Consider the following 22,033-nt stretch of genomic DNA (forward strand, 5'->3'; position numbering starts at 1 on the left):
TTGTTTAAAGATATCTAAACATTTACTTAAACTATGTTATAATTTTTTAAAAATTTCTTAACGAAGGATATAATGATGAGGATTTTAGTTATAGAGGATGAAATTAGCCTTAATAAAACTATTATAGATAATCTTAATGAATTTGGTTATCAAACTGACTCTTCAGAAAATTTCAAAGATGGTGAATATTTTATTGGGATAAGACACTATGATTTGGTATTAGCAAGCTGGAATTTACCTGATGGTGATGGCGCAGAGCTTGTAAATACAATTAAGCATAAGTCTCCAAGAACTTCTGTGATGATTATGTCTGCAAAAACAGACAAAGATACAGAAATTAAAGCATTAAAAGCTGGAGCGGATGACTTTGTAAAAAAACCTTTAGATTTTGATATTTTATTGGCTAGAATAGAAGCAAGACTTAGACTTGGCGGCACCAATGTAATCAAAATAGAAGATTTAGTTATTGACCCTGATGAAGAGAAAATAACTTATAAGGGACAAGATATAGAGCTTAAAGGAAAGCCTTTTGAAGTTTTAACTCATTTAGCAAGACATTCGGATCAAATTGTGTCTAAAGAACAACTTTTAGATGCTATTTGGGAAGAACCTGAACTCGTTACACCTAATGTAATCGAAGTAGCAATCAATCAAATACGCCAAAAAATGGACAAACCTTTAAACATCTCTACCATAGAAACTGTTCGACGTAGAGGATATCGCTTCTGTTTTCCTAAAAAATCCTAACCATTTTGCACCCTTTGGTGCAAAATTTTATCTTTATATTTATTTTTTATATTTTATTTAAGTTTTGTTATTGTATAAACTAAAAATTATTTTTAAAATTTTGAAAGGTGACAATGGCTCTTTTGATTACTAAAGATTGCGTATGTTGTGATGCTTGTAGGGAAGAGTGTCCAGATGAGGCTATTTATGAACATAGTCCTATCTATGTGATTGATGCTGATCTTTGTTCAGAATGTGTTAATGATTTTTCAGAACCTGCTTGTATAGTAGCATGTCCTTACGAATGTATCATACCTGATCCTGATAATGTTGAAAGCATAGAAGAGTTAAAATTAAAAAATCGCAATAGAGAATTTTAATGGCAAAAAAAACCGCTGTTGTAGACTTAGGATCAAATTCCATTAGAATGGTGGTTTTTGAAAAAACTTCGAGGTATAGTTTTTACACTACCTGTGAATACAAACGCAAAGTCAGACTTGGGGAAAATGCTTATAATAATGGAAAAATTCTTCAAGAAGACTCTATGCAAAGAGCTGAAAATGCTTTGGCTTTTTTTAAACAATGCGCCCTAAAGCATAAATGTAAAAAAATATTCATTATAGGTACTTCGGCCTTAAGAGATGCTCCAAATTCTAAAGATTTTATTAAAAGAATTAAAGATAAGCTAAACTTAAATATTCGATGTATTGATGGGAAAAACGAAAGTTATCTTGGTGGTCTTGCAACCTTGAATTTATTGAGTCCTTTTAGAGATGGCACGACGCTTGATATAGGTGGGGGATCAAGCGAACTTTGCCTTATTAAAAATAATAAAATCATCTCTTGTATTTCATTAGACATAGGAACGGTAAGATTAAAAGAATTGTTTTACGATAAAGGCAAAACAGATGCTTTGGATGATTTTATCAATCCGATTTTAGAACAAATTCCTTCTGAATTTTGCAATCAAAATCTCATTGCAATAGGTGGAAGCTTAAGAGCAATCTCAAATTCTATTATGCAAAAAAACTCTTATCCCTTAAAAAATATACATGATTTTAGATATATGCTTGAAGATGAAAAAGAGCATATTTTAAAAATTTTTAATTGCAAAGCAGATGCGTTGATTAATTTTGGTATCAAAAAAGATCGTTTTGATACTATTAAAGAAGGTATTTTTATCTTTCTAAAAATAGCAGAAAAACTCAAAACCAAGCAAATTATTACTAGTGGGGTAGGTATTCGCGAGGGTATATATTTACAAGATTTATTACGTCCTAAACATACTTTTCCTATAAATTTTAACCCTAGTTTAAAATCTCTACAAGATAGATTTCTTCAAGGAAATATAAACAATAAAACACCTTATTTTTCTATGCAAATTTTTAAAGTCTTGCAAACTCTTCATAAAATCCATGAAAAATACAAACAAAGTCTATTAAATGCCGCAAAACTTTGTCATTTGGGTGAATATTTAAATTTTTATTTTGCTAACGAACACTCAGCATATTTTATTTTAAATGGGTTAAATTATGGCTTTTCACATCAAGAAAAAGTGTTGATTGCAACTCTTATTAGACTCAATGGCAAGAAAGTCAATCCTTATAATCTTGAACCCTATAAGCAGCTTTTACCAAACACTCATATCATTTCTTGGCTGAATTTTATTCTTAGTTTAGCCAAAATATTAAGCACAAATGAAAATAAAATTGAAATTGCCTTTGCCAATAATACGCTTTATATTTATAGCGAATCAAAAATTCTTGATCTACCCAAAGATGAGCTCAAAAAAATTACCAAACCAGCTACGATAGCCCTAGCTATCAATCAAAAGCCTTAAGATTTCTTATTTTTTTGACGCTGCTCTATAAGATTTTGGATACGCTTTTTATTCTCTTCAAAAAAAGAATCGAAATTTTTTTCAGATTTTTCTGTAGTCTTTGGCTCATAATCTGAAATTTCAGTTTCTTCTAATACAATATTAGAATTACCCACTATCATAGTATAACGCTTGCTTGCATATTCAAAAACTATCAATTGATTATTTTTATCTAGAAATCTTTGAAATACTACATGAAAATCTCTAGAAATACCTGCATTTTTAAACGCTAAGGTTCTCTTAAGCCACCAAAGCACTATAAGCAAAATAAATAAAACCGACATTACTAAAATGTAATTTGTATAATCATAGCCTTCTAAACTTGTTTTTTTAGAATTCAAAATCAGCTCTTCATTTGTGCTTAAATTATTTTGTTCAGGATTTATACTTTCTTTGCCTTGCTGAACTGCTCTTATCCTAACTCCAAATTTATCATTAATGGAGCTTAATTCTAAAGAGACTGGCTGTTTATTTTGTAGCATGATGTATGTATTGTTATCTTTAGAACTGATACTAATCTTATCAACGAGCCCTGAATTTAAACTTTTTAGCTCTTCTTTGCTGTATTTCAAATCACTGAAAGTTAAAAGAGTGAGATTTTTTTCTTTTTTTTGAGAAATTTTGCCCCCATAAGCACTATCAAAAGATAACATTAAATCCACTCTATCATTTCTATCATAAATATTATAACTGATCAATTCTACAGCAAAAAGCGGCAGCGCGAGTATACTTAATAATAAAACTTTCATTAAATTTCTTTTTTAAAATATTGAAGTACGGTTTTAGAATCTAGAATTTCATTAATTCTAATTGCTAAATTTTTCTCATAAACCATAACTTCGCCTTTGCCGAAAATACGCTTATTAATATATAATTCAACACTTTCTCCAGCAGGTTTTTCAAGATCGATAACCGAACCTACTTCAAGCTTTAAAAGTTCAGCTACACTCATATTTGTAGTACCAAGCTCACTAACAAAATCTACAGTGATATCTAAAATATCTTCATAAGACTGTAAAAGTCCGTGACGATCTCCAAAATCAATGTCACTGCCCATTATTTACAATATCCTATTCTAAAATAATGATTTTCAAAGCCATAAGTTAAAGATTCATCTAAGATAATAGATGAAAAATCAACTCTGCCCAAATACTCTGGTATACCAAGCTTATACTCATCATCTCCCTTGGCATCATTGAGTAAATTTTTTGCATAGCCTATGATTTGATTAGCGCATTCTTTACTTAAGTCACACCAATCATCTTCTTTAAATTTTTCATCACGAACTAGAATATTGGCAATTGTTTGTAAAAATTCTTTTGGAAAAAATAAATAAAAATGATATTCTCTACCACTTTTTTCCATTATAGGAATACTGGCTCCATAAAGTTCACCTACTATATCTTCAGCCTTTTCGATACGAAGTCTTAAGATATGTTCAAAAAAATGCGTTATTGAATATTCAAGAACTTTTAACATAATATCACCTTTATAAAAAACTTAATTAAAAATTATAGTAAATATAAAATAAAAATATGTTTTAAAAAATTATTTTTCAAAAATTTCTTCCACCCCTTTTAAAATTTGATTCACATCATTACTTGCAAAAAGTTTTACTATATTTGTTCCTACTATCACCCCATCGGCTAGTTTGCGCATATTTCTTACATCCGCATTATTTTTTACTCCAAAACCTATATAAATAGGTAATTTTGTAAATGATCGAATCTCTTGTATTTTTTCTTGCAAGAGTTTATTATCCACACTTTGCCCCCCTGTTATACCTACACTAGCAAGTAAATAAATAAAACCCTTAGCATTTTTTACAAGTTCTTCAACGCGTTCTTTAGGAGTTGTAATGCTTACAAGAGTAATCAAGGCTATGTCATACTTTTGACATTCTTTATACAAAGGCTTACTTTCTTCATAACTTAACTCAGGAACTATCAAAGCAGAAATTCCCAAAGCCTTAGCTTTTTTAACAAAATTTTCTAAGCCGTAAGAAAAAATTAAATTATAATACACCATGAAAACAAGAGCTTTTTTTGTTTTTATTTTGGCTAAAAGCTCAAATATTTTATGAATGTCTGCACCTTGCTCTAGGGCAATTTTTGCAGCATTAGCAATGATCTCACCATCGGCAATAGGATCACTGTATGCGATTCCTAATTCTAAAACATCGATCGAACTTTCATCCAAACGCTTTAAAAACTCTTCACTAATTTTTAAATTTGGATAGCCTAAAACCATATAAGCTACATTTGCCTTATCCTTGTAAAATTTTGTAAAATCAACCATAAATCATTCCTTTTTTATATTCTCTAATCGTTTGCATATCTTTATCGCCTCTACCTGATAAATTAACCACTATCACGCTCTTTTTGTTTAATTTAGGACAAAGTTTTTCCAAAAATGCCAAAGCATGAGAACTTTCAATAGCAGGGATAATCCCTTCTTCTTTACAAAGCAATTTTAAAGCTATCATACATTCTTCATCAGTAATTGCGTAATATTTTGCCCTACCGCTTTGAGATAAAAAAGCATGCAAAGGACCAATTCCTGGATAATCAAGTCCCGCAGAAACACTATGCACAGGCAAGATATTTCCTAATTCATCTTGCAAAACCTTCGTTTTCATGCCATGAATAATACCTGTTTTTCCCTTGGTTAAAGTTGCTGCATGATAAGGAGTATCAACACCCAATCCTCCTGCTTCAATTCCAATAAGATTTACACCCTCATCTTTGATAAATTCATAAAAAATTCCACCCGCATTACTTCCGCCCCCTACTGCAGCGATGATATAATCTACTTTTTTACCTAGTTTTTTAAGTTGACTTTTGCATTCTTTTCCTATAACGCTTTGAAAATGTGTAACCATCTTAGGATAAGGATAAGGTCCTACGGCACTTCCAACCACATAAAAAAGATTTTTAATATCCCCCACCCAAGCTTGAATAGCAGCAGTTGTAGCTTCTTTTAAGGTTTTAAGTCCACTTTGTATAGCATTAACCTTAGCTCCTAAAAGCTCCATTTTATAAACATTTAAAGCTTGTCGTTGCACATCAGTCGCTCCCATGTAAATTTCACACTCAAGTCCTAAAAGTGCCGCAGCAGTAGCAGTAGCTAATCCATGCTGTCCCGCTCCTGTTTCAGCAATGATTTTTTTCTTACCCATTTTTTTTGCTAAAAGTGCTTGAGCTATAGCATTGTTGATTTTATGCGCTCCTGTATGATTTAAATCTTCGCGCTTAAGATAAATTTCATGTCCATATTTTTTACTTAAATTTCGAGCAAAATAAAGCGGAGTGGGGCGTCCTACATAAGTAGTTAAAAGTTCTTTAAGCTCTTTTTTAAAGGTTTTATCTTGTGCAAATTTCAAAAAAGCATTTTCAAGCTCATTTAAAGCAAACATCGCACTCTCAGGCAAAAACTGCCCACCAAATTCACCATAATACGCCTTTTTCATTTTTTCATCTCCTTTAAAATATATTTGATTTTTTCCACATCTTTTAAATGATTTTCCTTTTCTATCTTTGAATTTAAGTCTATGATTTTTGGTTTTAAACTTAAAGCTTCATTGATATTATGAGTTCCTATGCCTCCTGCTAAGGCAAAATCTTTTTTAAAGTCTTTCAAAAGATCCCAGTTAAAACTTTCCCCATTGCCTCCATGAAATTTTCCCTTAGTATCAAATAAAATTAAATCCGCATAAATATTTTCTTCCAATTCCAAACGATCCCCTACACTTAAAACCTGCCAAACAAAAACTCCACTTTCTTTTAAAGTTTTAAACTCAAATTTACTCATTTTTCTATGAATTTGCACTCCATCAAGCTTTACTTGCTTGATTGCTTTTAAAATAAATTCCAAATTTTCATCGACAAAAACCCCCACACTCTTTTTAAATCCCGCATGGATGATATCGCTTAAACTCATCGCTTGCTCTAAACTAACCTGTCTAGGACTTTTTGCAAAAATAAGCCCCATGAAATCGACATTTAATTCAGCAATTTCCTTGGCATTGTTTTCATCCTTAATGCCACAAATTTTAAGCTTTGTCATTTAGGCTCCTAAAATACTCCATCACCTTACCAGAATATATAGCCTCTAAAATAATATCTTTTGCTTTTAAAGGTGTTGAAACTTTGTTGGCTGTATAAAGTGCAAACATAGAATTTAAAACCACAATATCAAATTTAGCCCCTTGCATTTTTCCACCTAAGATATCTTTTAAATCTTTAGCATTTTCATAAGCATTGCCTCCCATAATCTCACTATGGAAAGCTCGTTTAAAGCCAAATTGTTCGGGTGTAACGCCGTATTCATAAATTTCACCCTCTCTTACTTCAAAAATCTTTGTTTCATCGCAAATGCTAATCTCATCCATACCATCATTGCCACGCACCACCAAAGCTCTTTTTCGTCCTAGTGATCTTAAAACTTCAGCCAAAAGTTTATGTACAGGTGCGTGATAATTTCCCATCATTTGATATTTAAGCTTTAAATTAGGATGAAGTAAGGGCCCTAAAACATTAAATACAGTTCTTATGCCAAGCTTTGCTCTAAGCTCCCTTAGCTCACCTACTAAAGGATGAAAATACGGAGCATGAAAAAAGGCTAAATTTTTATTTTGCAAATCATTTAAAGCACATTCTAAATTATCAGGAATTTTTACATCTAAAGCATCTAAAACATCAGTGCTTCCGCTTGAACTGGAAATCGCTCTATTCCCATGTTTTGCTACCTTTACTCCTAAAGCTGCTAAAATAAAAGCACTTGCTGTTGATACATTAATACTTTTAAAATTATCTCCTCCAGTACCACATATATCTATCATATCACTTTCATCGCTAAAGGTTTTAGAATAACGTAAAATTTCACGCACAAGACTGCTTAAAGATTTTTGATTAAGGGATTTTTCACTGATTAAAACAAGTAAAGCAGCCGCTTGTAAAGGCTCATAATCCCTACTCATAATAATCTTGCAAATTTCTGAAAAGTCTTCACTTTCCAAATAATGATTTTCACTCATTTTTTGCAAATAAAATCCAAGAGTATGTTTTTTATCCTGAACTGCTTTTTCTTGATTTAAAAAATTAGCAAAAATTTTGATTCCGTATTCGCTAAAATAACTTTCAGGATGAAACTGTACGCCAAAATAAGGTAAAGTTTTATGTTTCATAGCCATGATAACATTATCATCACTCAAAGCCAAAATTTCAAAATCATCAGGCAAATTTTTAACCTCTAAAGAGTGATAACGCATCACACTTACTTCATCTTCAAAATCTTTAAAAATGGTATTTTTATTATAAATTTTAATTAGGGAATTTTTTGCGTGCATAGGATTTTGCAATTTAGCAATTTCAGCCTTAAAACTAAAACCCAAAGCTTGATGTCCTAAGCAAATTCCAAGCGTAGGGATGTTGAGTTGTGATTTAAAAATTTCAAGACATACTCCACTATCTTTTGGATGTTTTGGGCCAGGACTTAAAATGATGTAGTTTGGATTTAAAGCTTTGATTTCATCAAGAGTGATTTTATCATTTCGAACAACTAAAATTTCACCCTCATATACATTTTCAAGCATGGACTTGATATTGAAAACAAAAGAATCATAATTATCAATCAAAAGTATCATTTTAACTCCCTTTAGCCATTTTTTCAAAACTTACTAATAAAGCTTTACGCTTGGCGCAAATTTCTTCATATTCTTTTTGTGGATCACTTTGCAAAACTATGCCTGCCCCGCTTGCTATAAAAGCTTTATTTTCTTTAAAGAAAGCTGACCTTATAACGATAGCTAAAACCACATCCTCGTTAAAATTTAAAAATCCAACAGCACCTCCATAAACTCCTCTGTCTAAATTTTCAAGCTCATTGATAATCTCTAAAGCCCTAATCTTTGGAGCACCGCTTAAAGTTCCTGCTGGAAAAACCGCTCCTATAATGTCAAAAATATTAGCTTGCTTATCCATCGTCGCATAAACTTCGCTGACTATATGCATCACAAATTTATTTCTTGTTATACTAAAAAGATTTTCAACTCGCGTATTTTTGCCAAATTTGGACGCATCGTTTCTAGCTAAATCAACAAGCATTTTATGCTCACTCAACTCTTTTTCATCACTTAAAAGATCTTTTTCTAATTTTAAAATATCTGAATTTTCATCCAAATTTCGAGTACCTGCTATAGGAGCTAAAAAAATTTCTTTATTTTTTATTTTCAGTAAAAACTCCGGAGAAGAACCTAGCACAACCCCATATTGAGTCGGAAAATAAAACATATAAGCGCTAGGATTTAACTCGCTTAAAGTTTCATAAAATTCAAAGCTATCAAAATTATGCTCTATACAAAGCTGCTTGCTTAAAACCACTTGAAAAATATCTCCGCTTAAAAGATATTCTTTAGCTTTTTCCACACTACGGATAAAATCTCTTTTTTCTTCTTGAAAATCTTGCAAGATTTTATATTCGCAAGCTTTTTTATCGAAAATAAAATCTTCTTTTAAGAAATCAAAATACTTACTTTCTCCGTATTTAAAAAACATTTTGCTAGTTTTTTCATAAACCAAATAAGCTTTGGCATTAGCAAATAAAAAATTTGGAAAATCATAATTTTTATTTTCATTTGAGGGTAAATTCTCAAACAAAGAGATAAAATTTGCACTAAAAACACCAAAAAATCCAGAATATTTACAAATTTGCTCCTTTGAAGCATTTTCATAAAATTTCGCCTTTAATTCGCTAAGAGTGATATTCTTAGCGTCATAAAAATCACAATCAATACCTATAATAACCCTAGTAGAATCTTCAGCAAAGTAAGAAGAAGGGTATTTTTTTAAAATTTGCCTATAATATAAATTTGCTTTCATTTCAAGCATAATACAACCTTTGTAAAAAAATAAAATAAAAAATATGAAGAGTTAAAAAAAGAAGCTTAGAAGCGCCAAGAACGAAGAGTGTGTGTTGATATTAAAATTAAAGAATTATTTAAAAAATCGTTTTTATTCATCTTCTACCTTTCAAAAATTAAGCCTCATTTTTTAAACTATGATGACTTTTATTAATTTTAGAGAAAAAAACATAAAATTATCCTTTAATGTTTATTTAATCTTCAAAAAAATAAATCCATGTAACTCTGTGAAAAATATTTTGTCAAAACAAGCTTTATAAAACATTTTAAAACTAAGATAAGCTTGATAAGATAAAATTACTCCTTATTTAATCAAGAAATGATATAAATTTAGGAAAAAGTATGAATTTTGCAGATTTACCCTATATTTTTATAGGTATATTTTCAGGTATTACTTCAGGACTTTTTGGCATAGGTGGAGGGATGATTATCGTGCCTTCAATGTTTGCATTAGGAGCAAGTGCTCATCATGCTATTGGAATTTCTGTATTGCAAATGATTTTTGCGGCTATTTTTGGTTCTTATATTAATTATAAAAAAAAGAATTTAAATCTAAAAGATGGTATTGTTATAGGACTAGGCGGTCTTTTAGGGGCAAGCTTTAGTGGAATTTTATTACAAGCCTTAAGCGATGTAGCTCTTACTGCTATATTTTTAGGAGTAAGTTGTATATTTTTTATCAAATATGCTTTTGGTATTAAAGAAAGTGTTGTTAAAAGCCATAAAAGTATATGGGTTAAAAATGGAATTTTGTTTATAGCTGGAGCTTTTACAGGAATTTTTGCCATTTCTTTGGGTATAGGTGGGGGACTTTTAATCGCGCCAATTTTGGCTTATTTTTTGGGCTATGATAGCAAAAAAGTGGTTTCGCTTTCTTTATTTTTTGTTATTTTTGCTTCAATCTCTGGCATTATCTCTTTTTCAAATTCAGGTGTGATTGACGCTGAAGTTATCCATAAAGGTGTTTTGGTAGGTTTTGCCTCTATGATAGGCGTTTTCATAGGCATAAAAATCATAGAAAAAATGCATATTTCAGCCCATAGAAAAATTTTACTTTGCGTATATGCTTTATCTATACTTGCAACCACCCATTCTCTACTTAGAAAACTTGGAATTTTAGCATTTTAATCCATTAAAATGCTAAAAGATTTAAAAACATAATTTTTATATTATTATGCTAAAATACCAAATTTATTTAATGCTTAGGAAAAACTTATGAATGATACGATAAAAATCATTGGTGCAAAGGAAAATAATCTCAAAAATATTCATCTTGAAATTCCAAAAAATAAACTCATTGTTTTTACAGGATTAAGCGGTAGTGGAAAATCAACCCTTGCTTTTGGCACACTCTATGCCGAAGGACAACGCCGTTATATAGAAAGTTTGAGTGCTTATGCAAGACAATTTTTAGACAAGGTGGGCAAACCCGATGTAGATAAAATCGAAGGCCTAACTCCCGCTATCGCGATTGATCAAAAAACCACTTCCAAAAATCCGCGTTCTACAGTAGGAACTATCACTGAAATTTATGATTATTTAAGACTTTTATATGCAAGAGTGGGCATTCAGCATTGCCATCAATGCGGACAAAAAATCTCATCTATGAGTGCAAGCGATATAGTAGGAGAAATTTTAAAATTCCCAAAAGGCGCTAAAATCATCATCTACGCCCCTTTAGTGCGTGAAAAAAAAGGAACTTATGCGGACTTACTTGAAAATTTGCGTAATAAAGGCTATGTAAGAGCTCAAATTGATGGAGTTTTGGTGAGACTTGATGAAGATATAGAACTTTCAAAAACCAAAAAACATACGATAAAACTCGTTATTGATAGGCTTGAAATACAAGAAGATCTACTTTCTCGCCTTGCAAGCGATATAGAAAAAGGTTTAGAAGAAAGCTTTGGAGAAATCGAGATAGAAGTCTTAAACCCTGATGAAGTAGGACTTAATAAGCATTATCATTTTAGCGAACACTCTGCTTGCTTTGCTTGTAAAATTTCCTTCGTTCCTCTTGAGCCCTTAAGTTTTTCTTTTAACTCTCCAAAAGGAGCTTGTGCAGCCTGCGACGGACTTGGAATTCGCTATACCTTAGATATGAAAAAAATCATCGATGAAAGCCTAAGCCTTGAAAATGGCGCGGTGAAAATAATGTATGGATTTAATAAAAGCTATTATTATAAATTTTTAATTGCTTTTTGCGAGCAAAATGAAATTCCTCTTAAACTACCTTTTGCTGAACTTAGTGAAGAACAAAAACGCCTTGTGCTATATGGGAATGCAAAAACCATTGACTTTTTTTGGAAAAGAAATCGCCTAAAACGCACCTTTGAAGGCGTAGTAAAAATGGCTTATGAAATGCTAAAAGATGAAAAAGACTTAGCAGAGTACATGAGTGAAAAAATTTGTAAAGATTGCGCAGGGCATCGCTTAAGACCTGAGAGCTTGGCTGTAAAAGTAGCTTCTAAAGGACTGGGTGAAATTTTAGATATGAGTATAGAAGATAGCACTAGCTTTTTTGCCAATAAGAAAAATTTCTCCTATCTAAGCGAGCAAGAAAGACTTATCTCTGAACCTATATTAAAAGAAATCAACGAAAGACTTTTCTTTTTATATGATGTGGGACTAGGCTATTTATCTTTAGGGCGTGATGCAAGGACGATTAGCGGAGGTGAAGCACAAAGAATTCGTATCGCTTCGCAAATTGGTAGTGGTTTAAGTGGGGTGATGTATGTTTTAGATGAACCCAGTATCGGACTTCATGAAAGAGATACAGCAAAACTCATCAAAACCTTAAGAAATTTACAACAAAAAGGCAATACTCTAATCGTTGTAGAGCACGATAAAATGACCATAGAAGAAGCTGATTTTATCGTAGATATTGGCCCAAAAGCAGGAAAATTTGGAGGCGAAGTGGTATTTGCTGGAACTTATAAAGAACTTTTAAAAAGCAAAAGCGAAACCGCACTTTATATGAACGGCAAAAAGCAAATTTCACAGCTTCAAAACAGAAAACAAAAAGAATGGTTAGAACTTAAAAATGTAAATATCAATAATATCAAAGATTTAAGCGTTTCTTTTCCTTTGCAAAATTTAGTTGCGATCACAGGTGTTTCGGGATCTGGAAAAAGCTCTCTCATACTTCAAACCCTACTGCCTTTTGCGCAAGAAGAATTAAACCGCGCCAAAAAAGTAAAAAAAATAGGTGGGGTGCAAATTGAAGGGCTTGAAAAACTAGATAAGGTTATTTATCTTGATCAAAGCCCCATAGGACGAACTCCGCGATCAAATCCTGCAACTTATACAGGTGCCATGGATGAAATTCGCAATCTTTTTGCTGCTACTAAAGAAGCTAAAATGCGAGGTTATAAAGCGGGGCGTTTTTCCTTTAATGTTAAGGGTGGAAGATGTGAGAAATGTAGTGGCGATGGAGAAATCAAGATAGAAATGCATTTCTTGCCCGATGTAATGGTAGTTTGCGATACTTGCCATGGCAAACGCTATAATGATGCCACATTAGAGATTAAGTATAAAGGCAAAAATATCAGTGAAATTTTAAATATGAGTGTTTTAGAAGCGAGTGAATTTTTTGCAGCTGTGCCAAAAATCAAACAAAAACTTGATACCTTGGTAAAAGTCGGACTTGATTATCTTACCTTAGGACAAAATGCAACGACTTTAAGCGGGGGTGAAGCGCAAAGAATAAAACTTGCAAAAGAACTCAGCCGCAGCGATACAGGAAAAACCCTTTACATACTTGATGAGCCGACCACGGGACTACATTTTGAAGATGTAAATAAGCTCATTTTAGTTTTACAACACTTAGTTGATCTTAAAAATTCCGTTTTTGTGATAGAGCATAATTTAGATGTGATTAAAAATGCTGATTATATCATCGATATGGGCCCAGAAGGTGGAGTAAAGGGTGGAAAAATCATTAGCACAGGAAGCGTGGAAAAAGTCGCAAAAGATCATAAAAAAACAAAATCTTATACAGGATATTATTTGGATTTAGAGCTTAAAAGCGCAAAGAGTTAAAATGACACAGGAACAAAAAATATCATTTTTTAAGATTAAAAGATTAAGTATTTATATATTTTTTTGTGCTTTATATAATTTTTTTTACTTTTTTTCTTATGAAAATGTGGGAAGTTTACATTGTGAATTTCTTTGTATCAGCGGTAGATTTTTATGCTTTTTTTCTTGGATTTATATAGTTCTTGCTTTTATTTTTATGGTGGTAAGAATTTATTTTTTATTTTCTTCTAATAAAATTTTAATTTATTTTTTGCTTGCCATTATAAGCCTTGGCTCATCTTTTTTTCTTTTGGAAAATAAAATTTTATTTTTAGGGCTTTTAGCTTTATTTTTCGTTTTTTATTTTTTATTTTCACTCACTCTTGCTTCGCTTTTTAAAGAAGTGAAAATGTCCTTTTTCTTTGCTTTTTTATTTGCGCCTTTAGTGTTTTTATTTTTTATATTTTTTGAGAATTTAAGCCTTTTATTCCTTTTTCTAGCGTGGCATTTTTTAACTTTTGCTTATGCTTTTGATAGGTATGAAACTTTAAAAAAGCTGTATCGAGTTTAATTTTAAAGGAAAAAAATGTCAAATTTAAACTTTCATCAAATATTTGAAATTCAAAGACAAAATGATTTTAAAAGTATCAAAAAGCTTGCGTGGGTAGTTTTTGTAAGTTTTTTACTTTGTGTTTGTTTTCAGTTTTTACCCATTATTCTTGATTTTGCTTATGATTTAAAATTGTTGAAATTTAATTCTAATACTAATATTTTAGCCATGGTTTTTAATGCAATTTTTTTAATTTCTTATTTGATTATGATTTTAAAACTTTATTTTGTAAGTCAAAGCAAGGTTTTATTGATCAGTTTTTTTATAGCTGCATTTACTCAATTTATCGCTTTATTAAGCTTGAATTATCTTATTGCTAGTCCTGTTGTTGTTGATAAGATATTACGTATTTTTCTATATGGCTTTTCTTTTTTATGTCTTGCAATAGCCATTTTTTGCACTTTTATATTTTTTAAGGCTTTAAAAACTTTATGCGAAAATAAGATTTATTTTACACTTTGTTTTATTTTCAAAAGTGCGATTTTGATAATTATCTATATATTTATGTTTGTTCTAATTTATAGCGAGCATTCTCTTGCTTTAATTATCGCTTATTTTATGATTTTTCTATTTGCAGGCTTATTATTTACCATTTATTACGCACTATTTGCTTTCGCGCTTAGTAAAAACCAAAATATCAAACTTAAAGCTTATATCCAATGAAAAAGAAAATATTTGAATTTAGTATTTTATTTATCATTTTTATAAGTCTAAGCCAGAGTGCTTTGGTTTTTATTTTTAATCATTATTTAATTATTGATTATAGTGCTTATGAAGCACCGCCACAAAGCTTTGAAATGCTAAATTTAGCTGATCAAAAACTTTATCATTTGAGGCAAAATTTACGCTTTTTACATTCTATTTTAGCTTTTTTACTAACAATATCATTTTTCTTTGTGCATTTATTTTTCTTTTATATTTCTAGAAAAGAAAAATTTATACCTTATTCCTTTTTTTGTTTTGTGCTTATGGTAATAAGTGCTATTGCTAATTTACTTGAAGGTATAGAGCAAAAAGAAAGTATTTTTTGGTATTACAAGGGATTTCTTGATGTTGGTGTTTGTTTAATTTATCTTTTGTTTTTAGATAAATTTTTTCAAAGTCACCTTTTTAAAATCTTTTTTGTATGTGCTTGTTTGTGTACAATTTTAACAGAATTTAAATTTATGGATTTTACCACGCCTTTTGTTTTGCCTATTTATCTTTTTATTTTATTGATTTTAATGCGTAAAAAGAGTTTTAATGTTTGATTTTTTATACAATGATATCAATTATTTAGGGCTTTTTATCGTATGTTTTCTTTCAAGCACGCTTTTGCCTCTTGCAAGTGAAGCCTTTGTTGTAGCTTTCATAAAACTTGATTTTAATGCTAATTTGGTTTTATTTATAGCTACTTTAGGTAATACCTTAGGAAGCTTAAGTACCTATGCTCTAGCCTATCTTGGTAAAGAAAAAATTTTAGAAAAGTATTTTTCCAAATCTTTAAAAAAGCTTGATAAATTCAATGCAAATTTTACCAAATTTGGAAGCATTTATGCTTTTTTAACCTTTTTACCCTTAATAGGCGATATCTTTGCCTTAGGCCTTGGTTTTGCAAAATACCCTTTCATCAAAACTTGTTTTTTCATAAGTCTTGGCAAATTAAGTCGCTATATTTTTATAATTTTTATCGCTAATTCTTTATAAAAATCATCTATCTTTAAAGTGAATTTTGGGATAATAATTTAAAACCCACTAAGAAAGAAAACCATGAAAACTTTAACTATTATCGATACTTTTGGCTTCTTTTTTCGTCTTTACTATGCCCTCAAAGGATTTAAAAATTCTCAAGGGCAAGCTAGTGGAATGATTAGCGGTTTTGCTAATTTTATCTACAGTCTTAAAAACGAATACAAAAGTGATTATATTATTTTTGCACTAGACTCTAAGGGTAAAACATTTCGTAGCGATATTGATCCAAATTATAAAAAAAATCGCACCCCACCCCCACCCGAACTTTTAGAACAAATTCCAATCTGCATAGAAATGATAGAAAAAATGGGCTTCATGAGTGTCTCTTGCGAGGGTTATGAAGCAGATGATATCATCGCTTCAGTAGTTAAAACTTGTAAAGATAAAGATATTTTTGTACGCATTATAACGCAAGATAAGGATCTTTATCAGCTTATAAAGAATGGTAAAACAAGCATTTATAGCCCTATTTCAAAAAATGACTATAACGAAGAAGCTTGCTTGGAAAAATACGGTGTAAAACCTTATCAAATTAAAGACTTTTTAGCCTTATGCGGAGACAGCTCGGACAATATCCCAGGGGTTAAAGGCATAGGAGCAAAAGGTGCTAAAACATTGCTTGATGAGTTTGGAAGTATCGAAGGCATTTATGAAAATTTGACTCTAGTACGCAATGAAAGAAGTCGTAAATTGCTTCTAGAAGGTAAAGAAAATGCTTTTCTTAGTAAAAAACTTGCTTCTTTGTATGAGGATTTAGAAGTAAGCAACTTGTTAGAAAAAGCTGATTTTCCACAAGATGAGCCTCTTTTAAAAGTTCTTGAAATTTTAGAGCATTATGAGCTAAATGTCTTGCTTAAAAAACTTCGCCAAAACCCCGATAATAAAGATAAAAATTTAGGCTTTAAAGCTACTCTTATCCAAGATGAAAATCAACTCTTTGAAATTTTAAATTCTCTCGATCAAGAAAGTATCATAGCCTTTGATACCGAAACTACAAGTATTAATGCTAAAGAAGCAAAAATTGTAGGATTTAGTTTTTGCATGAGCGAAAATGAAGCCTTTTATGTACCTCTTGCTCATAATTATTTAGGTGTGGGTAAGCAAGTATCATTACAAAGCGCTAAAAAAGCTATAGAGCTTATTTTTAAACATTTTATCATAGGGCATAATCTTAAATATGATTTTAAAATCATAGAAAATAATTTCAAACTCTCTTTGCCACAAAAATATGCTGATACTATGATTTTAGCATGGCTTAAAAACCCTTCCTTAAGAGTAAATATGGATGATTTAGCCCTAAGGCTTTTTAATTATGAAACTTTGCATTTTGAAAGTCTTGTAAAAAAAGGAGAAAATTTTGCAAGCGTAGAGCTTGAAAAAGCTTGCAAATATGCAGCTGAAGATGCTTATATTACTCTAAGATTTTATCTTTATTTTTTAAAAAATCTTGAACCTCATTTGCTTGATCTTGCGAAAAATTACGAATTTGATTTCATTAAAATTATTATGATGATGGAAGAAAATGGTATAAAACTTGATACACATGCTCTTGAAATTCTTATGAAAAAATTTGAATCTGAAATTAAAATTTTAAGCGAAGAAATCTACACTTTATGTGAGGATAGATTCAATCTTAATTCTCCAAAACAAGTAGGCGATATACTTTTTGAAAAACTCAAACTTCCAAGCGGAAAGAAAGGTAAAACAGGGTATTCTACTGATGAAAAAGTCTTAAATGAACTCCTAGATAAACATCCTGTTGTTTCTAAAATTTTAGATTATAGAGAACTGGCTAAGCTTTATTCGACTTATTGCGAGCCTTTGTTAAAACTTGCTTTAAAAGATGAGAATTCAAGAATTTATTCGAGCTTTTTACAAACAGGCACTGCTACAGGCCGTCTTTCATCTAAGGATCCAAATTTACAAAATATCCCTGCGCATGGACAATATGCAAAAGATTATAAATCCTGCTTTGTAGCCAAAGAAGGATTTAGCTTTATCAGTCTTGATTATTCTCAAATTGAACTTCGAATGCTAGCACACTTTAGTGAAGATGAAAAACTTTTAAATGCTTTTAAAAACGATGAGGATATACATGCAAGAACTGCTATAATGATATTTGGCGAGAGTAATTACGAAACAAGAAGCATAGCAAAAAGTATTAATTTTGGCTTGATTTATGGTATGGGTTATAAAACCTTAAGTAAAAATCTAAAAATTGAAGCCAATTTAGCTAAAACCTATATAGAAAAATATTTTGAAAATTTTACTAGCATTAAAAGTTATTTTGAAAAAGTAAAAAATGAAGCCAAGGCCAATGGTTTTATTAGTACTTTAAGTGGGCGCAAACGCTATTTTGACTTTGAAAATGCTAAACCCATGCAAGTGGCTATGTACGAAAGAGAAAGTATAAATTCGATTTTACAAGGATCAGCCGCAGATATTATAAAATTTGCCATGTTAGAAATCGCTAAAACTTTAGATCAAGATAAAAGACTTATTTTGCAAATTCACGATGAACTTATCTTTGAAGTAAAAGATGAATTATGCGAAAATTTTGTGAAAAAAGCTAGTGATATTATGGAAAATATAGTAAAATTAAAGGTAAAATTAAAAACAAGCTCAAGTATCGCCAAAAAATGGGGCGATTTAAAATAATCAAGGAGTGATTTAATGGATCTTTCAACCATATTGGGAATGGTTCTTGCAGTAACTAGTATCTCAGTAGGAGATATACTAGAGGGAGGAAATCCTCTGCATGTTATCCACCTTTCTTCTTTTCTAATCGTTATGCCAACAGCAGCTTTTTGTGCCATGACTTCAACTCATAAAAAAATTGTAAAAGCAGCCTATAAAGAACTCAAAATCGTTTTTAAAGGTTCAGGTGTAAATCTACCCGAAAGAATAGCTCAGCTTATCGAATTTGCAATCATTGCACGCCGAGATGGCCTTTTAGCTCTAGAATCAAGAACAAATGAAATCGAAAACGATTTTTTAAGAAATGCTATGATGATGCTAGTAGATGGAAAAAGCTTCGAAGAAATTCATGAAAGTATGGAAATTCAAACTGAACAACTTGAAGAGCACTATAAAGAATGTGCGGAATATTGGATAATTTTTGGTGAAACTTGTCCTACTATGGGACTAGTAGGGGCGGTTTTTGGTTTGATTTTGGCACTTAAACTTCTAGATAATCCTCAAGCAATGGCAGCAGGTATTTCAGGTGCCTTTACAGCTACGGTTACAGGTATTTTTGGCGCCTATGCACTTTTTGCCCCTTGGGGAAGAAAAATGAAAGCAAATGGTATGGATCTTGTAAAAGAGCAAATTGTTATAACAGAAGCGATTAAAGGCATAGCAGAAGGGGCTAATCCTAGAGACTTAGAAGCAAAACTTTTTAACTTTTTAAGTCACGATGATCCAAAAATTTCACAATTTGATAAAGGTTAATCATGGCTAAAAAACATAAATGTCCTGAATGTCCTGCTGGTGAAAAATGGGCTGTGCCTTATGCAGACTTTCTTAGTTTGCTTTTGGCACTTTTTATTGCTCTTTGGGCGATATCTAAAACTAATCCCGCTAAAGTAGAAGCACTAAAAACCGAATTTGTAAAAATCTTTGATTATACTGCGACTCAAACCGTACAACAAGAAACGCAAGATACTTACAAATATAAGGGCTCTCAAGAAGAAAAAGAAGATGAGTTAAGCAAACTTAAACAAATGACTGCAAATCAACAAGAAGTTATTAAAAAACTTCAAGCCGCTCTTGATCAATCTGAAAATCAAGAAATACTTAACTTACCTTCTAAAGTTGAATTTGAAAGAGGGAGTGCACAAATAGTATCTGTAGATATTCAAGATTATCTCAAACGCATTGCCCAGCTTATTTCATACCTACCTCCTCAAATAGAAATTGAAATCAGAGGTTACACTGACAATAGCGACTCGGCTTTAAGAAGCTATGATCTAGGTTATGCAAGAGCGGAAAATGTTTTAAAATACCTTATAGAAGGTGGAGTGAGCACCAAAAATATCAACCTTAAAAGCTATGGACTAAACAATCCTATCAATGGAAATCCACAAGCTTTAGAAAACAATAGAGTGCAAATTTATTTTAAAGTAGATATTAAAGATAACGATGCAAAACGATCAGTACTTGATCTTATTGAAAAAAGCAAATAATGAAAATTGTTTGCTTAACTATTTTTCTTAACTTGTCCTGCTAAACGACTTTTATTGTTGGTATTATAAACAAATCCGAGCACCTCTGCTACAGCTTTAAACATTTCCCTAGGGATAAGATCATTAATATCACAAGCCTTATAAAGCTCTCTTGCTAAAGGTGGATTTTCATAAACAACAACATTATTATCATAAGCAACCTGTTTTATACGAAGAGCCAAAAAATCTACCCCTTTAGCTACAACTCTAGGAGCTTGCTCTTTTGTTGTATCATAACGAATGGCTACGGCATAATGCGTCGGATTTGTAATAACCACATCCGCTCCTGCAACATCTTGAACCATACGGCGGCGCGCTGCTTCCATTTGCAAACGACGAATTCTTCCTTTTACTTGAGGATCCCCCTCCATTTGCTTATATTCATCTTTAATTTCTTGTTTGCTCATACGCAAACCTTTAAAATACTGAAAACGCACCAAAAAAATATCCAAAACAGCAATCACTAAAAACGCTATAATCACAATGGCCGCTAAAATAATAGCCCTATCCCTAAGCCAAATGAGCTGCCCGATGATATTATAACGCTCAACCAATGGCAATTCTTGCATAAATTTTAAAAGTACAATAAAAGCTATAGTAAATACCACTCCTACTTTAAGTACAATTTTAACACTCTCAACAAGCTTTTTTAAAGAAAATAAATTTTTCAAACCTTTCAGTGGATTGATCTTCCCTAAATTAGGCATTATAGGTTTAGTCGTAAAAATAAAACCAAACTGCATAACATTGCCTAAAATACCTGCAATCATAATACTTAAAACTATAGGTGCTAGTAAAATCAAAACTTCAAAAATACTTTTAATCATGATAGCTTGGATAATACGCAAATCAAATTCAACACCTATAAAACTTTGGTAATATCTATATAAATTAGTAATTCTTTCACCAATAAAACCCATCATAAAAAGTGTAATCACAAAACCAACTATCAAAGTAACAATAGCTGCTGCGTCTTGGGATTTAGGGACATTACCTTCTTTTCTTGCGTCTTCTATTTTCTTGGACGTGGGTTCTTCGGTTTTTTCTTGATCTTCACCTGCCATAATTAGCCTAAATTTAAGTCTGTAAAATTAGATAAAATTATATAAAAAAATAATGAATTTTAATTAAAATCAAAAGAAGAAATTTTAGTAAGAAGAAAAGCCCTTTTTATAAGGGCTTATTATTATAGTTTATCTTCGTTTTTGTCAAGATACTCAGCAACACCTTTAGGATCAGCTTTCATACCAGCATCACCTTTATTCCAACCTGCAGGGCAAACTTCGCCGTGTTCGTTAGTGAAAAGCATAGTATCTACCATTCTAATCATTTCATCAATATTTCTTCCAAGTGGTAAATCATTAACTACAGCGTGGCGAACTGTTCCATCTGCATCAAGCAAGAAAGAACCACGAAGAGCAACTGCTTCTGCATAAAGTACATCAAAATTTCTAGCAATTTGTTTAGTTAAATCTGCAACAAGTGGGAATTTAACTTGACCAATACCACCTTGATTTACTGGAGTATTTTTCCAAGCAAAATGTGAAAATTCATTATCGCCTGAAATTCCAATTACTTCAATACCACGATTTTTAAATTCTTGATATCTTTTATCAAAAGCAATTATTTCTGAAGGACAAACAAAAGTAAAATCTTTTGGGTAGAAAAATACTACTGCACCTTTTGGACCTATGTTTTTATAAAGATTAAAATCTTCAACTATTTCATTATTTCCTAATACTGCTGGAGCAGTAAAATCTAAAGCTTTTTTTGTAACTATCATGTTTTCTCCTAATTAATAAATTTTATTGATGGCGAAATTATATCGTTTAAATCCTTTAAAGATTTTTAAATGATAATAAATTTTTAAAAATATTTTTTACAAAATTTAATCAAATTAATAAAATAATAATCAAAATCTAAAAATT

Annotated in this window: 22 protein-coding genes; 12 read left to right on the plus strand and 10 right to left on the minus strand. The window is 31.1% G+C overall.

All coding sequences use genetic code 11. The features are described 5' to 3' along the window. Positions 1–75 precede the first annotated feature (75 nt). The 3 genes from hsrA to AAID94_07320 all read left to right on the plus strand — a co-directional run bounded on the left by hsrA (position 76) and on the right by AAID94_07320 (position 2,566). Positions 76–747: a homeostatic response regulator transcription factor HsrA gene (gene hsrA, locus AAID94_07310; protein XAK23635.1), complete on the plus strand. Its 672-nt coding sequence runs from the start codon at positions 76–78 to the stop codon at positions 745–747. 113 nt (positions 748–860) lie between these two features. Further along, on the plus strand, positions 861–1,106 hold the full coding sequence (locus AAID94_07315) for a YfhL family 4Fe-4S dicluster ferredoxin (GenBank protein XAK23636.1): 246 nt from the start codon (positions 861–863) through the stop codon (positions 1,104–1,106). Continuing rightward, positions 1,106–2,566 carry a Ppx/GppA phosphatase family protein gene (locus AAID94_07320; GenBank protein ID XAK23637.1) on the plus strand — a complete coding sequence of 487 codons (1,461 nt, stop codon included), beginning with the start codon at positions 1,106–1,108 and terminating at the stop codon, positions 2,564–2,566. The genes AAID94_07315 and AAID94_07320 overlap by 1 nt, the downstream gene beginning before the upstream one ends. Here the strand turns inward: AAID94_07320 and AAID94_07325 are convergent. The 8 genes from AAID94_07325 to AAID94_07360 form a co-directional block, all read right to left on the minus strand. Then, positions 2,563–3,354, minus strand: a complete 792-nt coding sequence (locus tag AAID94_07325; protein XAK23638.1) for a hypothetical protein — start codon at positions 3,352–3,354, stop codon at positions 2,563–2,565. The genes AAID94_07320 and AAID94_07325 overlap by 4 nt on opposite strands. Further along, entirely contained in the window at positions 3,354–3,662 is a 309-nt protein-coding gene (fliN, locus tag AAID94_07330; protein XAK23639.1) for a flagellar motor switch protein FliN, read from the minus strand. Before fliN ends, AAID94_07325 begins: the two co-directional genes overlap by 1 nt. Then, positions 3,662–4,084 (minus strand): hypothetical protein, encoded by a 423-nt coding sequence (locus AAID94_07335; protein XAK23640.1) that lies wholly within the window; start codon positions 4,082–4,084, stop codon positions 3,662–3,664. The genes fliN and AAID94_07335 overlap by 1 nt, the downstream gene beginning before the upstream one ends. A gap of 69 nt (positions 4,085–4,153) precedes the next feature. Then, entirely contained in the window at positions 4,154–4,903 is a 750-nt protein-coding gene (gene trpA / locus AAID94_07340) for a tryptophan synthase subunit alpha (protein ID XAK23641.1), read from the minus strand. Continuing rightward, positions 4,896–6,074, minus strand: coding sequence for a tryptophan synthase subunit beta (gene trpB / locus AAID94_07345; GenBank protein XAK23642.1), 1,179 nt, complete (start codon positions 6,072–6,074; stop codon positions 4,896–4,898). Before trpB ends, trpA begins: the two co-directional genes overlap by 8 nt. Continuing rightward, the gene (locus AAID94_07350; GenBank protein ID XAK23643.1) at positions 6,071–6,670 is read right to left on the minus strand and encodes a phosphoribosylanthranilate isomerase; all 600 of its coding nucleotides are present in this window, start codon (positions 6,668–6,670) and stop codon (positions 6,071–6,073) included. Before AAID94_07350 ends, trpB begins: the two co-directional genes overlap by 4 nt. After that, entirely contained in the window at positions 6,657–8,249 is a 1,593-nt protein-coding gene (gene trpD / locus AAID94_07355) for an anthranilate phosphoribosyltransferase (GenBank protein XAK23644.1), read from the minus strand. The genes AAID94_07350 and trpD overlap by 14 nt, the downstream gene beginning before the upstream one ends. Position 8,250: 1 nt before the next feature. Then, positions 8,251–9,492 carry an anthranilate synthase component I family protein gene (locus tag AAID94_07360; protein ID XAK23645.1) on the minus strand — a complete coding sequence of 414 codons (1,242 nt, stop codon included), beginning with the start codon at positions 9,490–9,492 and terminating at the stop codon, positions 8,251–8,253. 374 nt (positions 9,493–9,866) lie between these two features. On the opposite strand from AAID94_07360, the gene AAID94_07365 reads away from it, so the two are divergent. From AAID94_07365 to motB, 9 genes are all read left to right on the plus strand, one after another. Then, positions 9,867–10,652, plus strand: coding sequence for a sulfite exporter TauE/SafE family protein (locus AAID94_07365; protein XAK23646.1), 786 nt, complete (start codon positions 9,867–9,869; stop codon positions 10,650–10,652). Positions 10,653–10,739: 87 nt separating this feature from the next. After that, positions 10,740–13,562 carry an excinuclease ABC subunit UvrA gene (gene uvrA, locus AAID94_07370; protein ID XAK23647.1) on the plus strand — a complete coding sequence of 941 codons (2,823 nt, stop codon included), beginning with the start codon at positions 10,740–10,742 and terminating at the stop codon, positions 13,560–13,562. Position 13,563: 1 nt separating this feature from the next. Next, positions 13,564–14,112 carry a hypothetical protein gene (locus AAID94_07375; GenBank protein ID XAK23648.1) on the plus strand — a complete coding sequence of 183 codons (549 nt, stop codon included), beginning with the start codon at positions 13,564–13,566 and terminating at the stop codon, positions 14,110–14,112. Between the two features lie 15 nt (positions 14,113–14,127). Further along, the gene (locus AAID94_07380; protein ID XAK23649.1) at positions 14,128–14,814 is read left to right on the plus strand and encodes a hypothetical protein; all 687 of its coding nucleotides are present in this window, start codon (positions 14,128–14,130) and stop codon (positions 14,812–14,814) included. Beyond that, entirely contained in the window at positions 14,811–15,401 is a 591-nt protein-coding gene (locus AAID94_07385) for a hypothetical protein (GenBank protein ID XAK23650.1), read from the plus strand. Before AAID94_07380 ends, AAID94_07385 begins: the two co-directional genes overlap by 4 nt. Further along, complete coding sequence (locus AAID94_07390) at positions 15,394–15,837, plus strand: YqaA family protein (GenBank protein ID XAK23651.1); 444 nt, start codon at positions 15,394–15,396, stop codon at positions 15,835–15,837. Before AAID94_07385 ends, AAID94_07390 begins: the two co-directional genes overlap by 8 nt. Before the next feature lie 63 nt (positions 15,838–15,900). Continuing rightward, positions 15,901–18,540 (plus strand): DNA polymerase I, encoded by a 2,640-nt coding sequence (polA, locus tag AAID94_07395; protein XAK23652.1) that lies wholly within the window; start codon positions 15,901–15,903, stop codon positions 18,538–18,540. A 15-nt stretch (positions 18,541–18,555) separates the two neighbouring features. Continuing rightward, complete coding sequence (gene motA / locus AAID94_07400; GenBank protein XAK23653.1) at positions 18,556–19,332, plus strand: flagellar motor stator protein MotA; 777 nt, start codon at positions 18,556–18,558, stop codon at positions 19,330–19,332. Positions 19,333–19,334: 2 nt separating this feature from the next. After that, positions 19,335–20,066, plus strand: coding sequence for a flagellar motor protein MotB (motB, locus tag AAID94_07405; protein XAK23654.1), 732 nt, complete (start codon positions 19,335–19,337; stop codon positions 20,064–20,066). Between the two features lie 14 nt (positions 20,067–20,080). Here motB and flhB read toward each other — a convergent pair whose 3' ends face one another. Together flhB and AAID94_07415 are read right to left on the minus strand one after the other, a co-directional pair. After that, positions 20,081–21,169: a flagellar biosynthesis protein FlhB gene (gene flhB / locus AAID94_07410; protein ID XAK23655.1), complete on the minus strand. Its 1,089-nt coding sequence runs from the start codon at positions 21,167–21,169 to the stop codon at positions 20,081–20,083. A 122-nt stretch (positions 21,170–21,291) separates the two neighbouring features. Further along, the gene (locus AAID94_07415; protein XAK23656.1) at positions 21,292–21,888 is read right to left on the minus strand and encodes a peroxiredoxin; all 597 of its coding nucleotides are present in this window, start codon (positions 21,886–21,888) and stop codon (positions 21,292–21,294) included. Between the last annotated feature and the right edge of the window lie 145 nt (positions 21,889–22,033).

It is taken from the genome of Campylobacter coli (genome assembly GCA_039516895.1).
Classification (GTDB): domain Bacteria; phylum Campylobacterota; class Campylobacteria; order Campylobacterales; family Campylobacteraceae; genus Campylobacter_D; species Campylobacter_D coli_B.